The sequence below is a fragment of the Kribbella sp. NPDC049227 genome (genome assembly GCF_043197265.1).
Classification (GTDB): Bacteria; Actinomycetota; Actinomycetes; order Propionibacteriales; family Kribbellaceae; genus Kribbella.
Window position 1 is genome coordinate 427,613 of sequence record NZ_JBICST010000009.1, and the last position, 19,933, is coordinate 447,545.

Consider the following 19,933-nt stretch of genomic DNA (forward strand, 5'->3'; position numbering starts at 1 on the left):
TCTTCAGTCGGCGGCGCGAGCCCAAGCGGTCGACACCCGGGCGATCAAGGCCGGATCGACCTCGGCCGGCGCGGGACTCGGAGCGACGTACTTGCGGCCGGTCACGCGTCCGATCAGTTTGACGTCGAGGGTCTCCGGGTCATCACTCACCGCCAGATCGATCGTGTGCGTGGCCGGAAGCCCGGCCATCGCCTTCAAGGCCTGAGCGAGGTCATGGTCGGTGATGTCCTTCGCGATGGTCAGGTTGGCGGACTCCGGTCCGACCTGCACCTGGGTCACGCCGGCGACATCGGCGAGAGCGGCGTGGATCCGGTACTCCACGCCGGCGTCGAAGAGCGAGCCCCGGAAGACCCAGTGGCCCAGTTGCCCGACGTACTTGGACGGTCTCCTGATCAGCTGGATCGACAGGTACGAGTCCCAGATCGTTCGGAGGCTCGCGACGGTGGCGACGTACCCGGCGCGGTCCTTGACGGTGATCGACTCCGGTTTCGGTACGCCGTCGTCGTCGCGGATGTCGATCCGCGTGATGCCGGGGATCTTCATCAGCGGCCCGATCAGCGTCCGGACCTGCGGAGTGAACGCCTCGGCGAAGATCGTTCGTGGGGCCCGGACAGGCCCCCAACCGAGCTCGAGCTTCTTGAACTGCTCAGTCGTCACGAGCTTCGGCAGGCCCGTGAGCAGCGCGTCCAACTCGATGTCCGCCGCCACGAAGTAGATGCCGGCCAACCGGTCCGGACCCTGGATCCACCCGGTCAGCCCCGGGTACTTCGCCTGAAGGTCGGCGAACTGCTGCGTCGCCACGCGATCGAGCCGGAAACCGAGGCCGGGGCTGTCCGTCCATTCGACGACGATCTGCCGATCCGCAGACTCGACCCGGTGCGTACGCCGTCCGTCGTCGCTCTGCGCGGCCTGATCGAACCCAACGGCCACCGCAGCCACAGCGGACGCCGGCGCCGTCACGATCAGACCCGACGGGCCGTACGTCGACGCCGTCGCCCGGCCGTCCTTGCGCAGCCAGAGCACTCGCTCCAGATCGGGATCCCGCACCGCCCTCGTCGACGGGGAGAACCGGGCACGGTAGTCGTCGATGGCCAGTTCGATGCTGTTGTAGTAGTCCTCGTCGTGCCCGTCGAACCCACGCTTGACCTTGTCGACCAGCGTGCCGACGGCCTGGTCCGGCAGCCGCTTCGCCACCGTCAGCACGATCAGCTCATCGTTGCCGACGGCCACGACCTCGGCCTTCTCCACACCGTCCAGACCGCGCAGCCACTCCAGCCGGTCGGCCGCTGCCTCCTCAGGAGTCTTGGCGCACGACGTCAGCAGCCCAAGTACGGCGCCGCCGGCCAGGGTCCCGAGCGCACGACGGCTGAGACGCATGCCGCGATTCTCCCCGCGGCACGGGTCATTCTCAGTCGCCGTCCCAGGCAGCCAGAACGCGCATGGAACCGCTGGTGACCCGGATCTTGCGGTCGCGGAGGGCGGCCAGACGCTCCACCGGTGGGACCAGGCGGGAGACCGGGTTCAGGAGTTCGCGGACACGGGTCCCGATGAACGGCAGGGCGTAGTACTGGTACGCGCTGTCGACGCTGCGGACCGTGTAGCCGGTGCGGTTCAGCAGGGTGGTGATCGTTCCCGGGTCGTAGTAACTGACGTGTTCCGGGATCTTGTACGAGACCCAGCGGGAGCCGGAGACGCGGGACAGCAGGCTCTTGATGTTCGGGGTGACCATGACGACCAGGCCGCCGGGGCGGAGCAGTCGGCCGGCCTGGCGGAGGAAGTCGGCCGGCTCGGTCAGGTGTTCGATCAGGTGCGACCCGAAGATCACGTCGTACTTCTGGTCCTGGATCTCCGGCACTTCCTCGAGCAGACCGAGGAACACGCGGTCGGGGTGGCGCTTCGCGGCCCACTCGACCGCCATCGGCGAGAGGTCGATCCCGTACGCGTCGTACCCGGCCTCTTCCGCGGCCTGCAGGAAGTAGCCGTACCCGCAGCCGACCTCGAGGATCCGGCCGCTCGGGATGAACTCACCGATCCGGCGGACGTCCTCACGGAACGTCGCCAGGTACTCCTCCTCCTGGTCCTCGTACTCCGAGTAGCCTGTCCCTGCCTCGCCGTCGAAGTACGTGTCGCCCTCGTAGAGGGCCCGCAGGGTCTCGGGCGTCGGCGTGGGCACGAGCTGTACGAGCCCGCAGGCAGGGCACTCCTCGATCCCGTAGCCGCCCTTCGCCCCCCGCCGCCGGAACGGGCCCTTCTCGGCACACAGAATGCAGACGCTCGGTCCGTCGCTCATCAACCAAATTCCCCTTTGTCCCAAACCCCAGTGCAGACCGTCGTCACGTCGACGCTCCGGGGGCCACCAGACCCGTTTCGTACGCGAGTACGACGGCCTGGGCGCGATCGCGGAGTGACAACTTGGCGAAGATCCTGGCGACGTGAGTCTTCACTGTCGCCTCGCTGAGGGTCAACTCGGAGGCGAGCTCGGCGTTGGACAGGCCGTGTCCCATCAGCGTCAGTACCTCGAGCTCCCGTGGCGTCAGCGCGGCCAGGTCACGATGGACGGCGGGTGGCGTCGACACCGAATCCCCGGTCGCGAACCGTTCGACCAGCCGTCGCGTGATCGACGGGGCGAGCAGCGCATCACCGGTGTTGACCAGCCGGACGGCGGCCGCGAGGTGCTCGGGCGTGACGTCCTTCAGCAGGAATCCGCTGGCTCCGGCGGCCAGAGCGGCGTACACGTAGCGGTCCAGGTCGAACGTGGTGAGGATCAGCACCCGGCAGTCCGGCGACTCGGCGACGATGCGCCGGGTCGCCTCCAGACCGTCCATCGACGGCATCCGGATGTCCATCAAGACGACGTCAGGCTTCAGCCGCCGGACCGCGTCGACGGCCTCGTCCCCGTCGGCCGCCTCACCGGCGACGTCGATGCCTCGCGCGGTAAGGATCATCCGGAACCCCGTCCGCACCAGCGCCTGATCGTCCGCGATCACGACCCGCGGCGCGCTCATGGCCGCTCCAACGGGATCTTGGCCCGCACGCGGAACCCACCACCGAGTCGACGCCGAGCATCGAGGTCGCCGCCGTACACCGCGACGCGCTGTCGTAACCCGAGCAGTCCGCGCCCCTCGCCGTCCGGCCCTGGTGGACGTCCGCCGGACAGCACGCTCGGCCCGGAGTTCAGGATCTCGATCCGCAGCGCGTGGTCGGCGTACCGGACCGTCACCTGTGCCTGTACTCCGTCGCCGTGCTTGAGCGCGTTCGTCAGCGCCTCCTGGATGATCCGGTACGCCGTGACGTCGACGCCGGCCGGAAGTGGTCGCGGCTCCCCGGAGATCCGTACGTCGACCGGCAGCCCGGCGAACGCGATCCGGTCGATCAACGGACTGAGCCGGCTCAGACTCGGTTGCGGGTCCAGTGCCTCGTCCTCGCCGTCGGCCGGCGGCGCGAGCAGGCCGAGCAGGTGCCGGAGCTCCTTCATCGTGTCGCGCCCGGCCGCCTCGACTGCCAGCAATGCGGCCTCGGCATCGCCCGGCTCCGTCGCGAGCACGTGGCGGGCAGCACCGGCCTGGATCACCATCACGCTCACGTTGTGGCTGACGATGTCGTGCAGGTCCTGGGCGATCCGGGCCCGTTCGGCGTCGACCGCGTTCCGCGCGGCGGTCTCCCGCTCGCGTTCCAGCAGCCAGCCGCGTTCCTCCAGCGCCCGGGCGTGCGCCCGCCGGGCCCGGATCAGCGCGACCGCGAGCAGTCCGGCGGCGAGCACCGCCACCACCGCAACGATCAGCCAGACGATGTCCCACACAAGGACCACTGTCCCAGTGGCGGTCCGGGTTCCGCATCATCCGCGGGCGTACATCTGCAGGATGACCCGCCGCGGACGTTACCTCCGCAGGCTGACGCCCGGCGGGCACCGTTGCTCCTAGCGTGAACCCATGACCGATGACGAAGGCAACGGACAGGCGGTCGTACGGCTCACCGCCGTACGCAAGGAGTACGGCGAATCCGTCGCGCTCGACGGGGTTTCGCTGGAGGTTCACTCCGGCGAGGCTGTGGCAGTGATGGGCCCGTCCGGCAGCGGCAAGTCCACGCTGCTCAGCATGGTCGCCGGCCTCGACCGGCCGACCTCGGGGACCGTGACGGTGCACGGCGAGGATCTGGGTGCGCTGAACGAGAAGGGCCTGGCGCTGTACCGGCGGCGCCGGATCGGCATGATCTTCCAGTTCTTCAACCTGCTCGACGATCTGTCCGCTCTCGACAATGTCGCCCTGGCCGCGCAGTTGACCGGGACGTCGGCCTCGCAGGCGCGCAAACGGGCCCTCGAACTCTTCGAGGAACTCGGCATCGCCGGTCGCCGCAACACCTATCCGGCCCAGCTCAGTGGTGGCGAGCGGCAACGGGTCGCCGTCGCCAGGGCGCTGATGAACCGTCCCGCCGTCCTGCTCGCCGACGAACCGACCGGTGCACTCGACACCCGCGCCGGCGAGCAGGTGATGGACCTGCTCCTGGACCTCAACCAGATCGGTCAGACCCTGCTGCTGGTCACGCACGACCAGCAACTCGCGACCCGCTGCGCGAGCCGCGTGATCGAGGTCGTCGACGGGCAGATCGCCGGCGAGCGCGCGTTGGAGCGTACGCCGTGAGCGCCGTCTGGCCGGTGTCGCGAGCAGCGGTACGACGACGGCGGCTGCAGACGGTCGTGATCGGTGTCGTTGTCGCATTGTCGACAACGATGATCGTGGTGGCACTCGGACTCCTGGCCGCATCGAGCGGTCCGTTCGACCAGGCGTACAACCGGCAGAGCGGTGCCCACCTGGCCGCGTCGTACGACCGGACCAAGGTCACGGACTCGCAGCTCACCGAAGCGAGCAAGCCGGCCGAGGCAGTGGCCGGCCCGTTCGCCACGGCGACGGTGGAGCTTGGCTCGGGGCAGCACCCCGGTCAGCCCGACTCGCTGGTGACCGTCGGGCGGGCGGATGCCGGTGGGCCGGTCGACCGGCTGAACGTGTGGAAGGGCCGGTGGGCGGACAAGCCGGGCGAGATCGTGCTGAACCGGAACCCGGTCGAGTCGAGCACCGGCCCGGGCGCCATGACTCTCGACTCCAAGCTCGTCATCGCCGACGGTGGACCGACCCTGACGGTCGTCGGGTTCGCCTACAGCGTGAGCATGTCGGCCGATGCCTGGGTCGTTCCGGAGCAGATGACGGCGTTGCATCCGACGGCGAGCCAGATGTTGTATCGCTTCGCCGATGCCGCGACGAACGAGCAGATCACCGCCGGCCAGACCGCCGTGACGACCGGACTGCCGTCCGGGGCTCTGCTGGGGACGCAGTCATACCTTGCTCTGAAGGCACTCGCTACCGGTGAGCCGAACACGTTCGTGCCGTTCCTGATGGTGTTCGGTTGGCTCGGACTGGCGGTGGCCGCGCTGATCGTGGTCAACGTGGTCAGTGGTGCGGTGGTGGCCGGCTTCCGGCACATCGGCGTACTCAAGGCGCTCGGTTTCACGCCCACACAGGTGATGACGATCTATCTGGCGATGATCTCGATCCCAGCGATCGTCGGGTGTGCACTCGGGGTTGTCGCGGGCAATCTGCTCGCGGAGTCCTTGCTGACAAGGGCTTTCGAGAACTACGGCGCCGGTGGGGTCGGCGTACCGCTGTGGGTCGACGTGGCTGCGATGGTCGGCGTACCTGTCCTGGTTGCGTTGTCCGCTCTGGTTCCCGCATTGCGCGCTCGCAGCTTGTCGGCCGCGCAGGCGATCAGCGCGGGCAGCGCACCGCGTGCCGGTCGCGGTCTGCGTGCGCAGCGCTGGCTGAGCGGTACCCGGCTGCCTCGATCGGTCAGCCTCGGGCTCGGGCTGCCGTTCGCTCGCCCGGCGCGCAGTGCGCTGACGCTGGCTGCCGTCGTACTCGGGGTGACAAGCGTGACGCTGGCGGTGGGACTCGGGACCTCGCTGACCGACTACCAGACGGCTGCCAGCCGCGTTGATGCGGTCGACCTGACGATGTTCGCTGGTACGTCGGGACCGCAGCCGCCGTCGGAGGACGGGCCGCCGGTCGCGAAGTTGAGCGATCCGGAGGACGAGGCGCTGCTGCGGTCCACGCCCGGAGCGCAGTACGTGACAGCGAGCGGGGACCTCCCGATGCGGCTGGCCGGGACGAGTCAGGACCTCCGAGTGTCCTTCTATCGTGGGGATTTCGAGCACCTTGGCTACCGGCTGCTGGAAGGGCAGTGGTTCGACGGACCGGGGCAGGTGGTCGTGTCCGAGCGGTTCCTGCGGCAGCGGGCGCTCTCGGTCGGCGACACCATCACGCTGGACTCGCAGGGCAAGAGCGTCCAGGTGCGGATTGTCGGCAAGGCCCTCTACAACTCGGGCGACGAGGTGCTGTCCAACTGGGCGACACTGCAGCTCGTCGCACCTGCGACGCGAGCCCAGTTGTACGAGATCCAGCTGCAGCCGGGCACTGACCTCAACACCTACGTCAAGGCCGTACAGGCCGGCGATCCGGGGCTGGAGCAGACGCCAGGTCAGGATGCGGGCACCTTCGTCACGGTCGTCCTGGTGACCGTCATCCTGCTCACCCTGATGCTCGGGACCGTGGCCGCGCTGGGCGTGTTCAACACCGTCGTACTGAACACCCGCGAGCGGCGCCGCGACCTCGGCATGCTCAAGTCGATCGGTATGACGCCGGCCCAGGTGACGCTGATGGTGGTCACCTCGATGGCCGCGCTCGGAGCGATCGGGGGACTGCTCGGGATCCCGCTCGGAGTTGTCGCTCACCGGCTCGTCGTTCCGGCGATGGCGAACGGCGCGCAGGTCGACGTACCCGATTTCATGCTCGACGTCTATCCGCCGCAACTCCTCGCGCTGCTGGTCCTGGCCGGCATCGTCATCGCCGGCCTCGGCGCGCTGCTCCCGGCTCGCTCGGCTGCCCGGTCGACGATCGCCGAGGTGCTGCACAACGAGTAACTTGTCGGCGGCCGTTGATAGAAGTCGGGCATGACTGATCGGGCGCGTGTGGTGGTATCCGTGACGGCGTCGGTCGACGGCCGGGTGACACTCGGGCGCGATCGGTTGCTGCTGTCCGAGGAGGCGGGCCGTGTCTGGCACTCAATGCAGCCGGCCGGCGCGGACGCGGTGTATGCGGCGCGGACGGCTCTGCTCGAGGAGTTGTACGCGCCGACCGCGATCCTCGAGGGCAGCGGCACCTTCGTCACCGAGGATGCCGCGCCGCTGGAGCTTCCACCGGCAGACGACGACTGGCTGTTCGAGGACTATCTGCCGCCGGAGGTCGTGGAGCATCCGGACCACCGCAAGTGGTTCACGGTCGTGGACGGTCGCGGCCGCGTGCACTGGGATCAGAAGGGCGGCGACGGCATTGATCTCCTGCTCCTCGTCGCCCGCGCGACCCCACCGTCGTACCTGGCCTATCTCCGCCGCGAAACCATCCCCTACCTGGTCGCCGGCGACGACCGCGTCGACCTCGGGCTTGCACTCCGCCGCATGCGCGACGCCCTCGGCGTCACCTACGTCATCTCAGAAGCCGGCGGCACCCTGAACGGCGCCCTCCTCCGCGCCGACCTGATCGACGAACTCCACCTCGTCCTCCTCCCCACCGCCATCGGCGGCCAAGGAGTCCCCACCATCTTCGACGGCCCCGAACTCCCCCTCGACCAATCACCCACCCAACTCCGCCTCATCACCAGCAACACAACCCCCAACGGAATTCTCCGCCTGCGCTACGAAGTCCTCCGGGAGGGCAGCTCCAACGCTTCCTGACCAGATGTAGAGGTTGCGGAAATCTCACGCTCGGTGGTGACGAAAGCAGCACATCAGTGCATTCTGTCCGGATGACAGAGTCTGGGGGAGACGAGCCGTCGACGCTCACCACGCCAACACACAACGGTCCAGCAGCTTCGCCTAGGGAGCGTGCATTTGCAGCGGTGATCGGGGGCGTCACGGCCGCAGCCGGCGCCCTCGCGGTCTTCTGGACAGAGAACGAGGTCGGTTCAGCCGCGCTGCTCCTGATCGGCGCCGCCTTCCTGGCCATGGCGACATTTGGGCTGGTTCCAACTCGCTTCAAGGTCGGGGACAATGTCGTGGACGTCGCCGGCCGCGCAGCTCTGAGGACTCTCGAAGAAGTCGTTCGCGAGTCGGACTCCGCCACGCAGGACAAGGTGCTCGATGCCTTCGAAGGCGAACTGGAAGCGCAGGGTGTCAGACGGGATCCGGGCGACGCTGTCGAGGCCATGCTCAACCGATTCGAGCGCTATTCCGGATCGCAGAGTCCACGGGCGGTCCACGACTACCTGCTGCAGTCCGGATGGCGACCGTCTACTCCCGGCAAGAGCACCTACATTCGGTGGGTCTACAGCGGAAAGGCCCGCTCGGTCACCTTGTTCCAGAACAGTGGCACGTTGTCGGCTGCCTCGGTCCAGATACGCGACTACGCGAAGACCTTGCCCGGGGCAACTGTCGGGTCCAAGGACGAGGCATTGTTCGTGTACGCGGGCGATCCCAACTTGGCCATGGAGGCAGCGGACTCCATTCGGCAGTTCGCCGACACCGCCCGCTGAATCCACCACACCCGCAGCAATTCCGGCTGCGAACAATCGATCGGTGCGGGAGACTCTTCGGATGGATGAGGTGGTGCGGGGTAATCGGGTCGTGTGGGAACGGGCTTCGGGCAAGCATGTTCGGGAGTACGACGAGCTGTTGGCGGAGGCTCGGGATGGGGGGCGGTTGTTTGCGCGGGAGGAGGAGTTGCTCGGGCCGTTGCTCGCCGATCGCCCTGTGGTGGTGCACTTTCAGAGTGGGCATGGGCTGGATGACGTGGCGCTGGTGAACGGTGGGGCGTCGCGGGTGATCGGGGTGGACTACAGCTCGGTCGCGGCGGGGGCGGCCCAGCGGCGTGCGGTCGAGCTGGGGGTTGCCTGCCGGTACGTCGTCGCCGAGGTTCCCGGCGTACCGATGAAGGACGGGTCCGTCGATCTCGTCTACACGGGCAAAGGTGCGTTGATCTGGATGCGCGACATCGGTGCGTGGGCACGGGATGTGGCTCGGGTACTGCGGCCGGGCGGGAGCCTGTTCGTGTACGAGGCGCACCCGACGGTTCCACTGTGGACGTGGGACGAGGACGAGCCGCGGATCCGCCCGGACCGCAGCTACTTCGCCGAGACGAACATCAACGACACGTTCCCCGGCAACGGCGCCCAAGAATGGCAGTGGAACCTTGGCCACATCGTCACCGCGATCACGGCGGCCGGCCTGCGCCTCGACGTACTCGAGGAGTACGCCGAACCGTTCTGGCGACCTGCCGACGGCACCAAGGCGGCAGCCTGGTCCGGCCGGCTCCCGAACTCCTACGCCCTACTGGCCCACCGTCCCGCCTGACTTCCGCCCCTGGATCACGAGGTACTCGGACGGCAGTACGACGCCAGTCCCGCTCGGACTGCCGTCCCGCGTGAACAGGTCGATCAGATCGTTCCGAAGAGCCGGCCATCGATCACCCAACGCCTGCCGCGCCATCATGACCGGGCCGAACTTCGTCCCGTAGCAATCAGCCGCGGCCTCCGGCGACTCGTGATGGAGCCCGGCGAGCTCACGGCTGAACTCGAGCTCGATCCCGGTGCCCTCGAACAGCTCCCGGACGTGCTCCTCGTCGCCCCAGGCCAGTGGCGGATCCACGAACTCCGGCGCAGGTGGGACATACCGACCGACCAGCCGGAAGAACTCGCCGATCGACCCTTCCGGCGTCCAGGCGCACAGTCCGATCCGGCCGCCCGGCCGAAGTACCCGGGCGATCTCGTCGGCGACGACCTCGTGCCGGGGCGCGAACATGCACCCGAACGTCGACAGTACGACGTCGAAGTGCCCATCCGGGAAGGGCAGATCCTCGGCGTCTCCCTCGACCCATTCGATCTCGCGACCCCCGGCACGTTCGCGCGCGATCGCGAGCATCACGGGAGTCAGATCCAGCCCGGTGACCCGCGCACCCGCCGCCGCGGCCGGAATCGTCGCGTTCCCAGTCCCACAGGCCACGTCCAGGACATCCTCACCCGGCTGAACGGCGACGGTCCGCACCAAGCGCGCTCCGGCCTCGTACAGCCGTTCTTCCCGCAGCATCGCGTCGTAGTCCCCGGTGGACCAGGTGTCCCGCACCGATTCCTTGTACTCCGCCAGCAGCTCCATGCTCAGCAGCATCGACCAGCCGATGCCCCGAGCGCTTCGCCTGTTCAGGCCATCTACAGCAGGCCCAGCTGGGTCGCTCGGGAGACGGCCGCGGCGCGGGTCGAGCAGTCCAGCCGGGTGTAGATGTTCGCGACGTGCCGGTGCACGGTGTGCTCGCTGATCACCAGGCGGCCGGCGATCTCCCGATCCCCGAGGCCGCCCGCGATCAGGCGCAGTACCTCGACCTGCCGCAAACTCAGCACCGTGCCCTGCAGACCGAGTGAGGTCAGCAACTCGGCCTGGTCCCGCCTCGGTACGACGACCGATTCAAGCGCCGTACGGGCCTCTCGACGAGCGGCGTCGATGCGGCCGAGAGCCAGCAGACTCCGCGCGAGCTCCAGCCGGGCATGCCCTGCCTCGAAGGGAGCCATGCCGTCCAACAGGTCGACCGCATCCTCGAAGCAGCGGCACGCCTTCGCGTGATCGCCGGCCGCGGCCGCCTGAAGTCCCTCGCCGAACCGGGCCGCCGCACGCAACGGCGGCGTGGCCACAGTCGCGGCGATCGCGCCGAACTCGGCCAAGTGGATCGCCGCCGACTCGTTGTCACCCAAGGCCGTCTCGGCCCGGACGAGAAGCTCGAGCGGCCAGGCGCGAGCAACCGATCCGGCCGGAGTCCGCCGCAGCATCCGGTTCAGCACATCCCGCGCGGCGGCTGGGTCACTCCGATCGAGGCAGAGCTCGGCCACACCACGACGGGCGAGCGGATGCGACGCGACCTCCTCGAACAGCGCTGCTGCCTCAGCCGTCCGCCCTTGCCGGCGTCGCAACTCACCAAGGCGTACGACGGCCTCGGCCCGCCAGAACGGGCGTTTCGCGGTGAGGTCTTCGCGAGCACCGATCAGCTCCAGCTCCGCCTCGTTCCATCGACCGTGCCAGCCGAGGATCGCCGCGTAGTGCGCCCGGCAGACGCCGGTGACGAACCGGGCGTCCATCCGCCGGCTGAACTCCTCGATCCGCCGGCACCATTGGGCGCCACGCTCGTAGTCGCGGATCTCCTCGCAGGCGGACATCAGCCGGCAACACGTCCACGCGGCCGGCGCGAGATTCTCGTACTCCCCGCCGAGCGCGGCCGCCGTCGCCTCGTCGAGACATCGCATCCCCTGCTCGACGGCCCCGTCCTCCACCAGCGCAAGGCCCTCGGTGGCCAGGCTGAACATCTCCAGATCCACCGCGCGATGCCTCCGGCCGAGCTGGCGTGCTTCACCTGCGAGTTCCCGCGCGCGCTCGGTGTCGTGGCGCCCGAGCGCAGCGTGTGCGTCGAACACCCGGAGCCAGCCGAGCTCCGGACAGGACTCCAGTTCGTCCAGCAGCCGCGCGGCCCGGTTGAACCACCCCTCGGCAACCGCCCCGGCCCCGTAGAACTCGTTGTGATCATCGCCGAGCCACAGCGCCATCCTGGCCGCACCCCGCGCATCGCCGGCCTGGCGGTACAACCGGTACGCCTGCTCACGCGCGTCCAGACAAGCCACGGCGTCCTCGAGCCACCAGGTAGCCCAGCTCAGTCCTTCAAAGGCTTCCGGGGTTGCCGAAACCTCGAGAGCTCCTTCGAACCGCGCACGGGCGATCGGCCAGGCGCCCTGCGAGAGTGCGGCCCGACCAGCCTCCATGGCCTCGGCGTACATGAAGACCTCCTATCCCGCTGCCACCCGGCAACGCAAGAGGCGAGCCTCAGAGGTACGGCGGGACAGGGGGTGAATGCTAGACAATGTCTACGTGACTGGTGTCCCGTTGCGCGATCGGCTCGTCCAGGCCGGCGTCGAGTTACTCGAGGAAGACGGCTTGGCGAACCTTTCGTTGCGGGCCATCACCCGGCGTACGGGCGTCTCGCACGGCGCACCTCGGCGCTACTTCCCGACCCACAACTCGCTGCTCGCAGCCATCGCCGCCACCGGCCTGACCGACCTCGCGAGTCGTCTCCAAACCGCCGACGTACGCCGTGAATCCCCGGAGGAGCAGTTGGTCGCCACGGCCGGGCGCTACCTGGAGTTCGCCGCCGAGCGGCCGGGCATGTTCGACCTGCTGTTCAGGCACGACCTGCTGGAAGGCGCCGGCGGAAACCTCCGCCAGCAATCACTCCCGCTCTTCCAGGTCTTCATCGATCTGGTCGCCCAGGTTCACCCCGACGATGCCCGCGACCGCGCCATCGCCCTCTGGACCAACATCCACGGCCTGGCAACCCTCCGAGCCACCCGAGCCCTGGATCTCCTCGCCACCACCGACCTCACCCCGATGGTGCGCCACGTGGTCCACGTTCACGTCAGCCGTTGAGGTCCATCATTCTCTGTCACGGTTCTCACCTAGTGTCACTGCGGCGAAGCGGGAGGTGACATTTGGTGGGAATTTGGTAGGGACCTACAGAAATCGCGCGGGGAGTCCACGAAAAAACCGCACGAATGATGTAACGGCGGCCACACTGTGCCGATAAACGGGTGAGCGACCTGGTGGGGGGCCACTTGGGGGAAGCTCCGGTGTTTCTTCGGGACCACCGCATGTTGAGGGGGGCCTCGCAGGTGCTCACCCGGGGCGGGGTGAGCACCTGTTCGAGGATCAGGGCTCCTAGCCCTTGATGCCCACGTTCGCCATTCCTTCGACGAACCGCTTCTGGGCGAAGACGAACAGCACGATCATCGGCAGCGTCGCGAGCGCCGTGCCCGCCATCAGGTACGGCCACTGGATCTCGGCCGGGTTCTGCGAGAAGATCGCCAGCCCCAGTTGCAGCGGGCGCATCGTGTCCGACGTGGTGATCATCAGCGGCCAGAGGAAACCGTTCCAGGCCGCCTCGATCTGGAACACGCAGATCGTGATCAGGGCCGGCTTGATCAGCGGCGTCATGATCCGCCAGAAGATGCCGAACTCACCGAGTCCGTCCACCCGGGCCGCCTGGGCCAGTTCGTCCGGCAGCGAGACGTAGAACTGCCGGGCCAGGAAGGTGAACAGCGGCGCCGCGCCGAGCGGGATGATCAGGCCCCACCACGAGTTCAGCCAGCCGATGCCGCCCTGGCCGAGGATGTTGTTCCCGCCGAACAGCGGGATCGACTTCACGATCAGGAACAGCGGCACCAGGATGATCTGGAACGGCACCAGGAGCAGCAGGATGAAGTAGTTCAGCAGCATCTTGCCGCCGCGCAGCGGCATCTTGGCCAGCGCGTAGCCGGCCGTCGTACACACCGCGAGGGTGAAGGCGGTCTCGCCGACCGCGATGAACAGGCTGTTGCGGAAGTAGCGCAGGAACGGCGCGGTCTGCATCGCCTCGGAGAAGTTGCGCCAGCGCAGCTCTCCCGGCAACCAGGAGAACTTCATGATCTCCAGGTCGCTCTTGAACGCGGTCAACACCATCCAGACGAACGGCGTGATCATCAGGATCGCGCCGACGATCAGTACGACGTACAACACGATCCGGCCCGGGCGGACCGCGGACGGCTTGGTCGACGGCTTGGCGGATCCGACCGCCGGCAAGGTAGCGCTAGTCATTGGCATCCGCCTTCTGGAGGAAGCGCCCGACGCCGATGAAGAGCGCGATCACGATCATCATGATCACGGTCTCGGCGGACGCGTAGCCGAGTTTCAGGTCCTGGAAAGCGTTCTGGTAGATGTCCAGCACCAGCACGCGGGTCTCACTGCCGGGCCCGCCGCGGGTCATCACGTAGACCAGGTCGAACACCTGGAAGGTGCCCACGATCGACGTGATCAGCACGAAGAACTGCACCGGCCCCAGCGCCGGCCAGGTCACGTTCCGGAACCGCTGCCAGCGGTTCGCGCCGTCCAGGTCGGCCGACTCCAGCAGATCGCGGGAGACGCCCTGCAACGCGGCCAGGTAGATGATGATCTTGGTCCCGAGCCCCTGCCAGATCCCGACCACCATCAGCGACGGCAGCGCGGTCGCCGGGTCGGCCAGCCAGCGGTTCGGGGCGAACCCGAACAGGCTGAGGAACCCGTTCGCCAGACCGGAGCCCGGGTTGTAGATCCACAGCCAGATGGTCGCGATGGCGACTGTGGCGGTCACCGTCGGGATGTAGAACGCGGTCCGGAAGAACCCGATCCCCCGGATCTTCTGGTTCAGCCCGATCGCGACGGCCAGCGAGATCGCCATCGAGATCGGGATCACCACGATCGCGTAGAGGACCGTGTGCCACAGCGACGCGAGGAAGTCGACGTCGCGGAACAGGTCGGCGTAGTTGCCGAACCCGACCCACGACCAGGTGTCACCGAAGCTGTAGTCGGTCAGGCTCAGCACCAGGACGGCGACCACCGGGATGACGATGAAGATGCCGGAGTGCAACAGCGCAGGCGTCAGCAGGGCCCAGCCGGTGCGGACCTGACTGCGGAGCAGCGTGCGGCTGTCCTTGGACGGGGTGACCTTGCGCGGAGTGTCCAGTGCTGGACGTTCAAGAGTTGTGCTCATCGTGACTGTCCTGCCAGGTTGTGCAGCACCTTCGCGGGATCCTTCTGTCCGAGGACCGCCTGGGTGAGCTGGATGTCGAAGTTGCCGCGCATCTCGAGCCAGTTCGACGGCACCTCGTTCTCGTTCGCCGCGTAGACCAGTCCGTCGGCGACGAACTTGCTCAGCGGGTTCGACTTCGCCTGCGGCGAGTTGCCGGCGTCCTTGTAGGCCGGGATCTTCTTGTTCAGCTTGGCGATCGCGTCCAGCGTGGTGGGCTTGGTCATCGCCTGGATGAAGGCCCACGCCGCGTCCTTGTGCCGGCTGCGGGATCCGATCGACGCCAGGTCGCCACCGACGTACTCGATCTGCTTGCCGCTGTCGAAGCGGAAGAACTTCAGGTCGTCGCAGTTCTTCTGGCCGATGCCCTTGTCGGAGCAGTCGACCGCACCGCCGACGATGCCCATCGCGGCCTCACCGGTGTACACCAGCGGCTGCTGGGCCGCGTTCGTCTGGCCGTACGGCTGGACGTTGTTGATCATCGACTTGATCCAGTTGAGCGTGTCCAGCCCGGCCTGGTTGTCGAAGGCCGGCTCGCCCTTGACGTAGAGCTGCGTGCCGGTGGAGGTCAGGAAGGTGACGAACGACTGCCGGAAACCGGTCGCGGAGGCGAGGTCGAAGCCGCTGCGGGTGATGTTGCCGTCCTTGTCCCGTTTGGTCAGCTTCTCGGCCGCCGCCTTGATCTCGGTCAGCGAGGTCGGCGGCTTGTCCGGGTCCAGGCCGGCTTCGCGGAAGGCACTCTTGCGCAACGCGACCGCGCGGGCGTCGGCGACCAACGGGTATCCGTACAGCTTCCCGTCGTACGTCGCCGCCGGGATCAGCGCCGCGACGCTCTTCTCCTTGATCACGTCCGGCGTGACGCCGTAGTTGCCGAGATCGTCGAAGATCCGCTTCGAGGCGAACGGCTGGATCCAGCCGACGCCGGTGACCATCACGTCGTACGGGATGCCGGCCGCGATCGACGTGGACAGCTTCTCGTTCAGGTTGTTGTACGTCGCGAAGTCCGGCTCGACCTTCATCTTCGGATAGGCCTGGTGGAAATCGTCGACGACCTTCTGGAACTCCTCCCGGCCCTTGGTACTGGGCGGGAAGGACGGAAGCAGTATCCGCAGGGTGCCGGTGGCCTCGGCCGGCGGGACCCCGTCCGTGCTCTTGTCGATCACCCCGTTGCCACAACTGCTGACCACGACGCTGAGCGCCGCCGCCAGCAAGGTCAGTCCCACACCACGTCTCACAGGGGAACTCCTTCGCTGCCGAACCTGTTTCGGGCGGGTCCGGGGGGCCGGGCCAGCACCAGGTGCAGCGAAAGTATGGGAAAGGGCTTTCCTCGTCAATACCCTGACGCTCGAATGATCACATTCGATCAGTTCCGGAACCGGACCGATCAGTGCAGGGCCGGTTGAAGCGCTCCACAGGAGGATCGGATCCGCAGTTCGGGGAGCAGGCTGAGGTGCTGGACCGCGGCCGGACGGGGCGCGCCGGCCTCGAGGCGGCGGAGCAGCAGCTCGCAGGCGGTGCCGCCGAGGATGTACTTGGGCGGGCTGACAGCGGTCAGCGGTACGACGGCCAGCGCGGCGGTCACGTCGTTGTACGCGATCACAGCCAGATCCTCCGGAACCCGCAGCCCGAGCTCCATCGCCCGCTCGACCAGCCGCGCGGCGTGCTCGTCGGAGTGGATCAGGACCGCGCGGGTGCCGAACGACTCGCACTCGGCCAGGAACGCGTCGAGCTGCGCGAGGGTGGCCGCATCCTTCCCCTCCATCGGCAGGTCGACCGGCGACAGGAACAGGTCCACCCCCAGCGTCGACGCGGCCGCCTCGATCCCACGCCGCAGCCAGTACGCCGTCACCGTCGCCTGCAGGTTGACCGCGATCCGCCGGTGCCCGAGGGCCGCGAAGTGACGCAGCGCCAGCATCGCGCCGTACTCGTGGTCGGTCCGGACGTGGTCGTACTCGCGCGCCACCTGCGGGAATCCGAACGCCCGCTCCATCAGCACCAGCGGTACCTCGATGTCGTCCAGGCGCGAGCCGACCTTGTCGGCGTCCGCGTCGCCGAGCGCGGTGCTGAGCAGCAGACCGGTCACGCCGGCCCCCAGCACCTTGTCGATCCGCTCCTGCTCGATCGTCGCGTCGTAGCTCGACACCCCGAGCACCAGGCGGGCGCCATGCCGGTCGGCCATCGCCTGCGCGCCGCGGATCACGTCGGAGTAGTACGTCGCCGCACTCGGTACGACGATCCCGATCGTGGGCCGGCCGCCGGCGGTGTGGTCGGCCGAGGTGATGCCGAGAGCGCCGCCGTGAACCCGGCGGAGGAGTCCGGCCGAATCCAGTTCGGCGAGATCCCGGCGTACTGTGATCGCGGAGACGCCGAGCTCGGCGACCAGCTCGGCCACCCGGAGCCGGCCGTGCCGGCGCAGGCTCCGCAGGATCAGCTCGTGGCGCTCCGGTGCAAGCATGCGGTCCCCTGTGCTGTGGCCAGTCCGGCCGAGTGTGACGCAGTATGTGGCGCGTGATTGTTCGTGATCATACGATCAGGCACGCTCACACGGAACGAGGAGGCAATCGGTGGAAGGCGCCGGCCGGACCAGCACTGTGCTGTCCAAGCTGTCGATCATCGGCGATCTGCTGATGCTGCAACTGGTCTTCCTGGTGCTCTCGTTCGGCATCGTCACGCTGTTCCCGGCGGCGTTCGCGCTGCAACGGGTGCTGCCGGACGCGATCAGTCAGGACCGGCCGTCGCTGCTGCGGCAGTTCTTCAAGGAGTTCGGCTGGGCGTTCCGGCGGTTCTGGCTGACCGGGATCGGGCTCTACCTCGGCGGGCTGATGCTCGCCTTCGGGATCGCGTTCTGGGCGTACTCCGGCGGCGCGGCGCGGGTCGTCGCCCTCGCGGTGCTGATCCCGCTCAGCGGGATGATCCTCGGGCTCTACCTGAGCGCGCTCGCGCTGCTGCCCGAGGCGGACGACGAGACGACCATGAAGACCCTCTTCCGGTCGGCGAACCTCTTCCTGCTTCGCCGCTCACTCCCGGTGGCCGGCGGCGTGATCGTCCTGCTCACCTGGTTCGCGCTCGCCTCCCAGCTCCCGACGCTGCTGGTGGTCGGTTCCGGCCTGGTCCCGGCCCTGGTCGCGTACTGGTTGTCCCGGGTAGGTCGCACGGGCTCGAAAAAAAATTCTGAGGACGTGTCAATCTGAGCCCTCCCGGTCCGACGTAAGGGTGTAAGGCCCTCACAAGGACTCAAGGAGAACCCAAGATGTACGCGACGACCGAAACCCTGGCGACTTCGCCGGCCGCGCAGGGCGGCCGCTCGCGCTGGCTGGCCCTCTACACGCTGTGCGCGGGCATGTTGATGATCGTGCTCGACGTCACCGTGGTGAACGTGGCCCTGCCGGCCATCCAGGACGACCTCGGCTTCACCAGCTCCTCGCTGGCGTGGGTGGTGAACGCCTATCTGATCGCATTCGGCGGCCTGCTCCTGCTGGCCGGCCGGCTCGGCGACCTGCTCGGCCGCCGCAACATCTTCACCGCCGGCCTGGTCGTCTTCACCGCCGCCTCGGTGCTGTGCGGACTGGCCCAGTCGCAGGAGGTGCTCGTCATCGCCCGGTTCGTCCAGGGTGTCGGCGGCGCACTGACCTCCGCGGTGATCCTGGGCATGATCGTGACCCTGTTCCCCGAGCCGCGTGAGCAGGCCAAGGCGATCGGCGTCTACGCCTTCGTCGCGTCGGCCGGCGGCTCGATCGGTCTGCTGGCTGGTGGCGTCCTGACCCAGGCGATCAACTGGCACTGGATCTTCTTCGTCAACCTGCCGATCGGCGCGCTGACCGCCGTACTGGCCGTCAAGCTGATCGACAAGGACAAGGGCCTCGGCCTGGGCCGCGGCACCGACGTACCGGGCGCCGTCCTGATCACCGCAGCGCTGATGGTCGGCGTGTTCACCATCGTCAAGCCGGCCGCCGAGCTGGGCTGGACCGCCCCGCGGACCGTCGTGCTGGGCCTGGTGACGCTGACCCTGCTGGCCGCCTTCATCGTCCGTGAGGCGACCGCCGCGAACCCGCTGGTGCCGCTGCGGATCTTCCGCTCCCGCAACCTGACCGGTGCGAACCTGGTCCAGGCGCTGTCCAGCTCGGGCATGTTCGGCATCTTCTTCCTCGGCTCGCTCTACCTGCAGCGGGTGCTCGGGTACTCCGCTCTGGAGATCGGACTGGCGTTCCTGCCGACCACTGTGGTGATGGGGCTGCTGTCGGTGAAGTACTCCGAGAAGCTGGTCATGCGGTTCGGCCCCCGTCGTCCGCTGATCGCCGGACTGACGCTGATCGTGATCGGCCTGCTGCTCTTCACGCAGGCTCCGGTCGGTGGCAGCTACTTCGTCCACGTGCTGCCGGTGCTGGTGCTGCTGGGCCTGGGTGGCGGTGTCTGCTTCCCGGCTCTGATGGGGCTGTCGATGGCTGACGTGAAGCCTGAGGACGCGGGTCTGGCCTCCGGTCTGATCGGCACCACCGCCGAGGTCGGCGCCGCCCTGGGCCTGGCCGTCCTGGCCACGCTGTCCGCAACCCGCACCGAGGCGGTCGCCTCGACCAAGCCGGCGCTGGAGGCCCTGACCGACGGCTACCACCTGTCGTTCGCCATCGCCGCCGCGATCGTCGCCGCCGCGGTCGCCATCGCCTACACCCTGATGCGCCCGGCCAAGCAGGCCGAGGAGACCGAGACCGAGACCGACGACCTGGCCCTCGAAGCCGCCTGACAACGAACGCCGAACTCCCCGCGACCACCCCGGTCCCGGGGAGTTCGGCGTACCCCGCCCGGGCCGGTCAACTCACCGGCTCACTCGCAGGCGGAGTCCGCGTGCGGCGCCGAACCAGACCGATGAGCGTGAGGATCAACGCGAGCGGAGCGGCGACGAGGGCGCTGGCGGTGCGGTCGAGGAAGAACCTCAGTAGTAAGAAGGTCGCGCAGCCTGTCATGAGGAATCCGGACAAGGCGCCGAGGATCGGGTGGCTCTGCTCCCAGGCGGCGACGCGGGCGGGGAAGGCCTTCGGCGCGATGCCTGCCGGAAGGATCAGGGCGACGAAGAAGGCAGCCCACAGGATGTCCTCCAGGTGGCGCGTGCTGACGGCCCGGACGACGAAGCAGACCGGCAGGACCAGGTCGAACACTCGTCTCACCCCCGGCGGCGGAGTCGAGGTGCGCTCGATGAATCTGTCGAATTGCCCCATGTGGTTCCTCCCCGCGGTGATGATCGCACGGGAGTTGTCCACAGAGTTGGGGACGGG

The 19,933-nt window shown here is 68.0% G+C and carries 19 protein-coding genes; 8 read left to right on the plus strand and 11 right to left on the minus strand.

Going from position 1 to position 19,933, the window contains the following annotated elements; translation table 11 throughout:
* Positions 1–3: 3 nt before the first annotated feature.
* The 4 genes from ACGFH6_RS38590 to ACGFH6_RS38605 are packed head-to-tail and all read right to left on the minus strand — an operon-like array spanning position 4 to position 3,799.
* Complete coding sequence (locus ACGFH6_RS38590) at positions 4–1,377, minus strand: hypothetical protein (protein WP_393394680.1); 1,374 nt, start codon at positions 1,375–1,377, stop codon at positions 4–6.
* A gap of 31 nt (positions 1,378–1,408) precedes the next feature.
* Entirely contained in the window at positions 1,409–2,290 is an 882-nt protein-coding gene (locus tag ACGFH6_RS38595; protein ID WP_393394683.1) for a class I SAM-dependent methyltransferase, read from the minus strand.
* Positions 2,291–2,333: 43 nt separating this feature from the next.
* Positions 2,334–3,005 (minus strand): response regulator, encoded by a 672-nt coding sequence (locus tag ACGFH6_RS38600; RefSeq protein WP_393394686.1) that lies wholly within the window; start codon positions 3,003–3,005, stop codon positions 2,334–2,336.
* A complete protein-coding gene (locus ACGFH6_RS38605) occupies positions 3,002–3,799 on the minus strand; it encodes a sensor histidine kinase (RefSeq protein WP_393394689.1) in 798 nt (265 codons plus the stop codon). Before ACGFH6_RS38605 ends, ACGFH6_RS38600 begins: the two co-directional genes overlap by 4 nt.
* Positions 3,800–3,929: 130 nt before the next feature.
* On the opposite strand from ACGFH6_RS38605, the gene ACGFH6_RS38610 reads away from it, so the two are divergent.
* From ACGFH6_RS38610 to ACGFH6_RS38630, 5 genes are all read left to right on the plus strand, one after another.
* Positions 3,930–4,637, plus strand: a complete 708-nt coding sequence (locus ACGFH6_RS38610; RefSeq protein WP_393394693.1) for an ABC transporter ATP-binding protein — start codon at positions 3,930–3,932, stop codon at positions 4,635–4,637.
* Positions 4,634–6,967 (plus strand): FtsX-like permease family protein, encoded by a 2,334-nt coding sequence (locus tag ACGFH6_RS38615; RefSeq protein WP_393394696.1) that lies wholly within the window; start codon positions 4,634–4,636, stop codon positions 6,965–6,967. The genes ACGFH6_RS38610 and ACGFH6_RS38615 overlap by 4 nt, the downstream gene beginning before the upstream one ends.
* A 30-nt stretch (positions 6,968–6,997) precedes the next feature.
* Complete coding sequence (locus ACGFH6_RS38620; protein ID WP_393394699.1) at positions 6,998–7,777, plus strand: RibD family protein; 780 nt, start codon at positions 6,998–7,000, stop codon at positions 7,775–7,777.
* A 56-nt stretch (positions 7,778–7,833) separates the two neighbouring features.
* Positions 7,834–8,574 (plus strand): hypothetical protein, encoded by a 741-nt coding sequence (locus ACGFH6_RS38625; RefSeq protein WP_393394702.1) that lies wholly within the window; start codon positions 7,834–7,836, stop codon positions 8,572–8,574.
* Positions 8,575–8,635: 61 nt separating this feature from the next.
* The gene (locus tag ACGFH6_RS38630) at positions 8,636–9,391 is read left to right on the plus strand and encodes a class I SAM-dependent methyltransferase (RefSeq protein ID WP_393394705.1); all 756 of its coding nucleotides are present in this window, start codon (positions 8,636–8,638) and stop codon (positions 9,389–9,391) included.
* Here ACGFH6_RS38630 and ACGFH6_RS38635 read toward each other — a convergent pair.
* Together ACGFH6_RS38635 and ACGFH6_RS38640 are read right to left on the minus strand one after the other, a co-directional pair.
* Positions 9,368–10,189: a class I SAM-dependent methyltransferase gene (locus ACGFH6_RS38635; protein ID WP_393394708.1), complete on the minus strand. Its 822-nt coding sequence runs from the start codon at positions 10,187–10,189 to the stop codon at positions 9,368–9,370. The genes ACGFH6_RS38630 and ACGFH6_RS38635 overlap by 24 nt on opposite strands.
* 53 nt (positions 10,190–10,242) lie before the next feature.
* Positions 10,243–11,850 (minus strand): LuxR C-terminal-related transcriptional regulator, encoded by a 1,608-nt coding sequence (locus ACGFH6_RS38640; protein ID WP_393394711.1) that lies wholly within the window; start codon positions 11,848–11,850, stop codon positions 10,243–10,245.
* A gap of 91 nt (positions 11,851–11,941) precedes the next feature.
* Between ACGFH6_RS38640 and ACGFH6_RS38645 the strand changes: the two genes are divergently transcribed.
* Positions 11,942–12,496, plus strand: coding sequence for a TetR/AcrR family transcriptional regulator (locus ACGFH6_RS38645; RefSeq protein WP_393394714.1), 555 nt, complete (start codon positions 11,942–11,944; stop codon positions 12,494–12,496).
* A 288-nt stretch (positions 12,497–12,784) separates the two neighbouring features.
* Here ACGFH6_RS38645 and ACGFH6_RS38650 read toward each other — a convergent pair whose 3' ends face one another.
* From ACGFH6_RS38650 to ACGFH6_RS38665, 4 genes are all read right to left on the minus strand, one after another.
* On the minus strand, positions 12,785–13,699 hold the full coding sequence (locus tag ACGFH6_RS38650; protein ID WP_131511316.1) for a carbohydrate ABC transporter permease: 915 nt from the start codon (positions 13,697–13,699) through the stop codon (positions 12,785–12,787).
* A complete protein-coding gene (locus ACGFH6_RS38655) occupies positions 13,692–14,630 on the minus strand; it encodes a carbohydrate ABC transporter permease (RefSeq protein WP_393394717.1) in 939 nt (312 codons plus the stop codon). Before ACGFH6_RS38655 ends, ACGFH6_RS38650 begins: the two co-directional genes overlap by 8 nt.
* The gene (locus tag ACGFH6_RS38660) at positions 14,627–15,901 is read right to left on the minus strand and encodes an extracellular solute-binding protein (protein ID WP_393394720.1); all 1,275 of its coding nucleotides are present in this window, start codon (positions 15,899–15,901) and stop codon (positions 14,627–14,629) included. Before ACGFH6_RS38660 ends, ACGFH6_RS38655 begins: the two co-directional genes overlap by 4 nt.
* 149 nt (positions 15,902–16,050) lie before the next feature.
* Positions 16,051–17,121 carry a substrate-binding domain-containing protein gene (locus ACGFH6_RS38665; RefSeq protein ID WP_393394724.1) on the minus strand — a complete coding sequence of 357 codons (1,071 nt, stop codon included), beginning with the start codon at positions 17,119–17,121 and terminating at the stop codon, positions 16,051–16,053.
* 109 nt (positions 17,122–17,230) lie between these two features.
* Between ACGFH6_RS38665 and ACGFH6_RS38670 the strand changes: the two genes are divergently transcribed.
* Complete coding sequence (locus ACGFH6_RS38670; RefSeq protein ID WP_393394727.1) at positions 17,231–17,857, plus strand: DUF624 domain-containing protein; 627 nt, start codon at positions 17,231–17,233, stop codon at positions 17,855–17,857.
* Positions 17,858–17,916: 59 nt separating this feature from the next.
* Positions 17,917–19,404 carry a DHA2 family efflux MFS transporter permease subunit gene (locus ACGFH6_RS38675; RefSeq protein ID WP_393394730.1) on the plus strand — a complete coding sequence of 496 codons (1,488 nt, stop codon included), beginning with the start codon at positions 17,917–17,919 and terminating at the stop codon, positions 19,402–19,404.
* 67 nt (positions 19,405–19,471) lie between these two features.
* Here the strand turns inward: ACGFH6_RS38675 and ACGFH6_RS38680 are convergent, their stop codons facing one another.
* A complete protein-coding gene (locus ACGFH6_RS38680) occupies positions 19,472–19,876 on the minus strand; it encodes a hypothetical protein (protein WP_393394733.1) in 405 nt (134 codons plus the stop codon).
* Positions 19,877–19,933 lie beyond the last annotated feature (57 nt).

What these genes read in the sequence shown, in the direction of transcription:
- ACGFH6_RS38590 (WP_393394680.1), bottom strand. Translation starts at nt 1,377, where the DNA reads ATGCGTCTCAGCCGTCGTGCGCTCGGGACCCTGGCCGGCGGCGCCGTA.
- ACGFH6_RS38595 (WP_393394683.1), bottom strand. Translation starts at nt 2,290, where the DNA reads ATGAGCGACGGACCGAGCGTCTGCATTCTGTGTGCCGAGAAGGGCCCG.
- ACGFH6_RS38600 (WP_393394686.1), bottom strand. Translation starts at nt 3,005, where the DNA reads ATGAGCGCGCCGCGGGTCGTGATCGCGGACGATCAGGCGCTGGTGCGG.
- ACGFH6_RS38610 (WP_393394693.1), top strand. Translation starts at nt 3,930, where the DNA reads ATGACCGATGACGAAGGCAACGGACAGGCGGTCGTACGGCTCACCGCC.
- ACGFH6_RS38620 (WP_393394699.1), top strand. Translation starts at nt 6,998, where the DNA reads ATGACTGATCGGGCGCGTGTGGTGGTATCCGTGACGGCGTCGGTCGAC.
- ACGFH6_RS38630 (WP_393394705.1), top strand. Translation starts at nt 8,636, where the DNA reads ATGGATGAGGTGGTGCGGGGTAATCGGGTCGTGTGGGAACGGGCTTCG.
- ACGFH6_RS38635 (WP_393394708.1), bottom strand. Translation starts at nt 10,189, where the DNA reads ATGGAGCTGCTGGCGGAGTACAAGGAATCGGTGCGGGACACCTGGTCC.
- ACGFH6_RS38640 (WP_393394711.1), bottom strand. Translation starts at nt 11,850, where the DNA reads ATGTACGCCGAGGCCATGGAGGCTGGTCGGGCCGCACTCTCGCAGGGC.
- ACGFH6_RS38650 (WP_131511316.1), bottom strand. Translation starts at nt 13,699, where the DNA reads ATGACTAGCGCTACCTTGCCGGCGGTCGGATCCGCCAAGCCGTCGACC.
- ACGFH6_RS38655 (WP_393394717.1), bottom strand. Translation starts at nt 14,630, where the DNA reads ATGAGCACAACTCTTGAACGTCCAGCACTGGACACTCCGCGCAAGGTC.
- ACGFH6_RS38665 (WP_393394724.1), bottom strand. Translation starts at nt 17,121, where the DNA reads ATGCTTGCACCGGAGCGCCACGAGCTGATCCTGCGGAGCCTGCGCCGG.
- ACGFH6_RS38675 (WP_393394730.1), top strand. Translation starts at nt 17,917, where the DNA reads ATGTACGCGACGACCGAAACCCTGGCGACTTCGCCGGCCGCGCAGGGC.
- ACGFH6_RS38680 (WP_393394733.1), bottom strand. Translation starts at nt 19,876, where the DNA reads ATGGGGCAATTCGACAGATTCATCGAGCGCACCTCGACTCCGCCGCCG.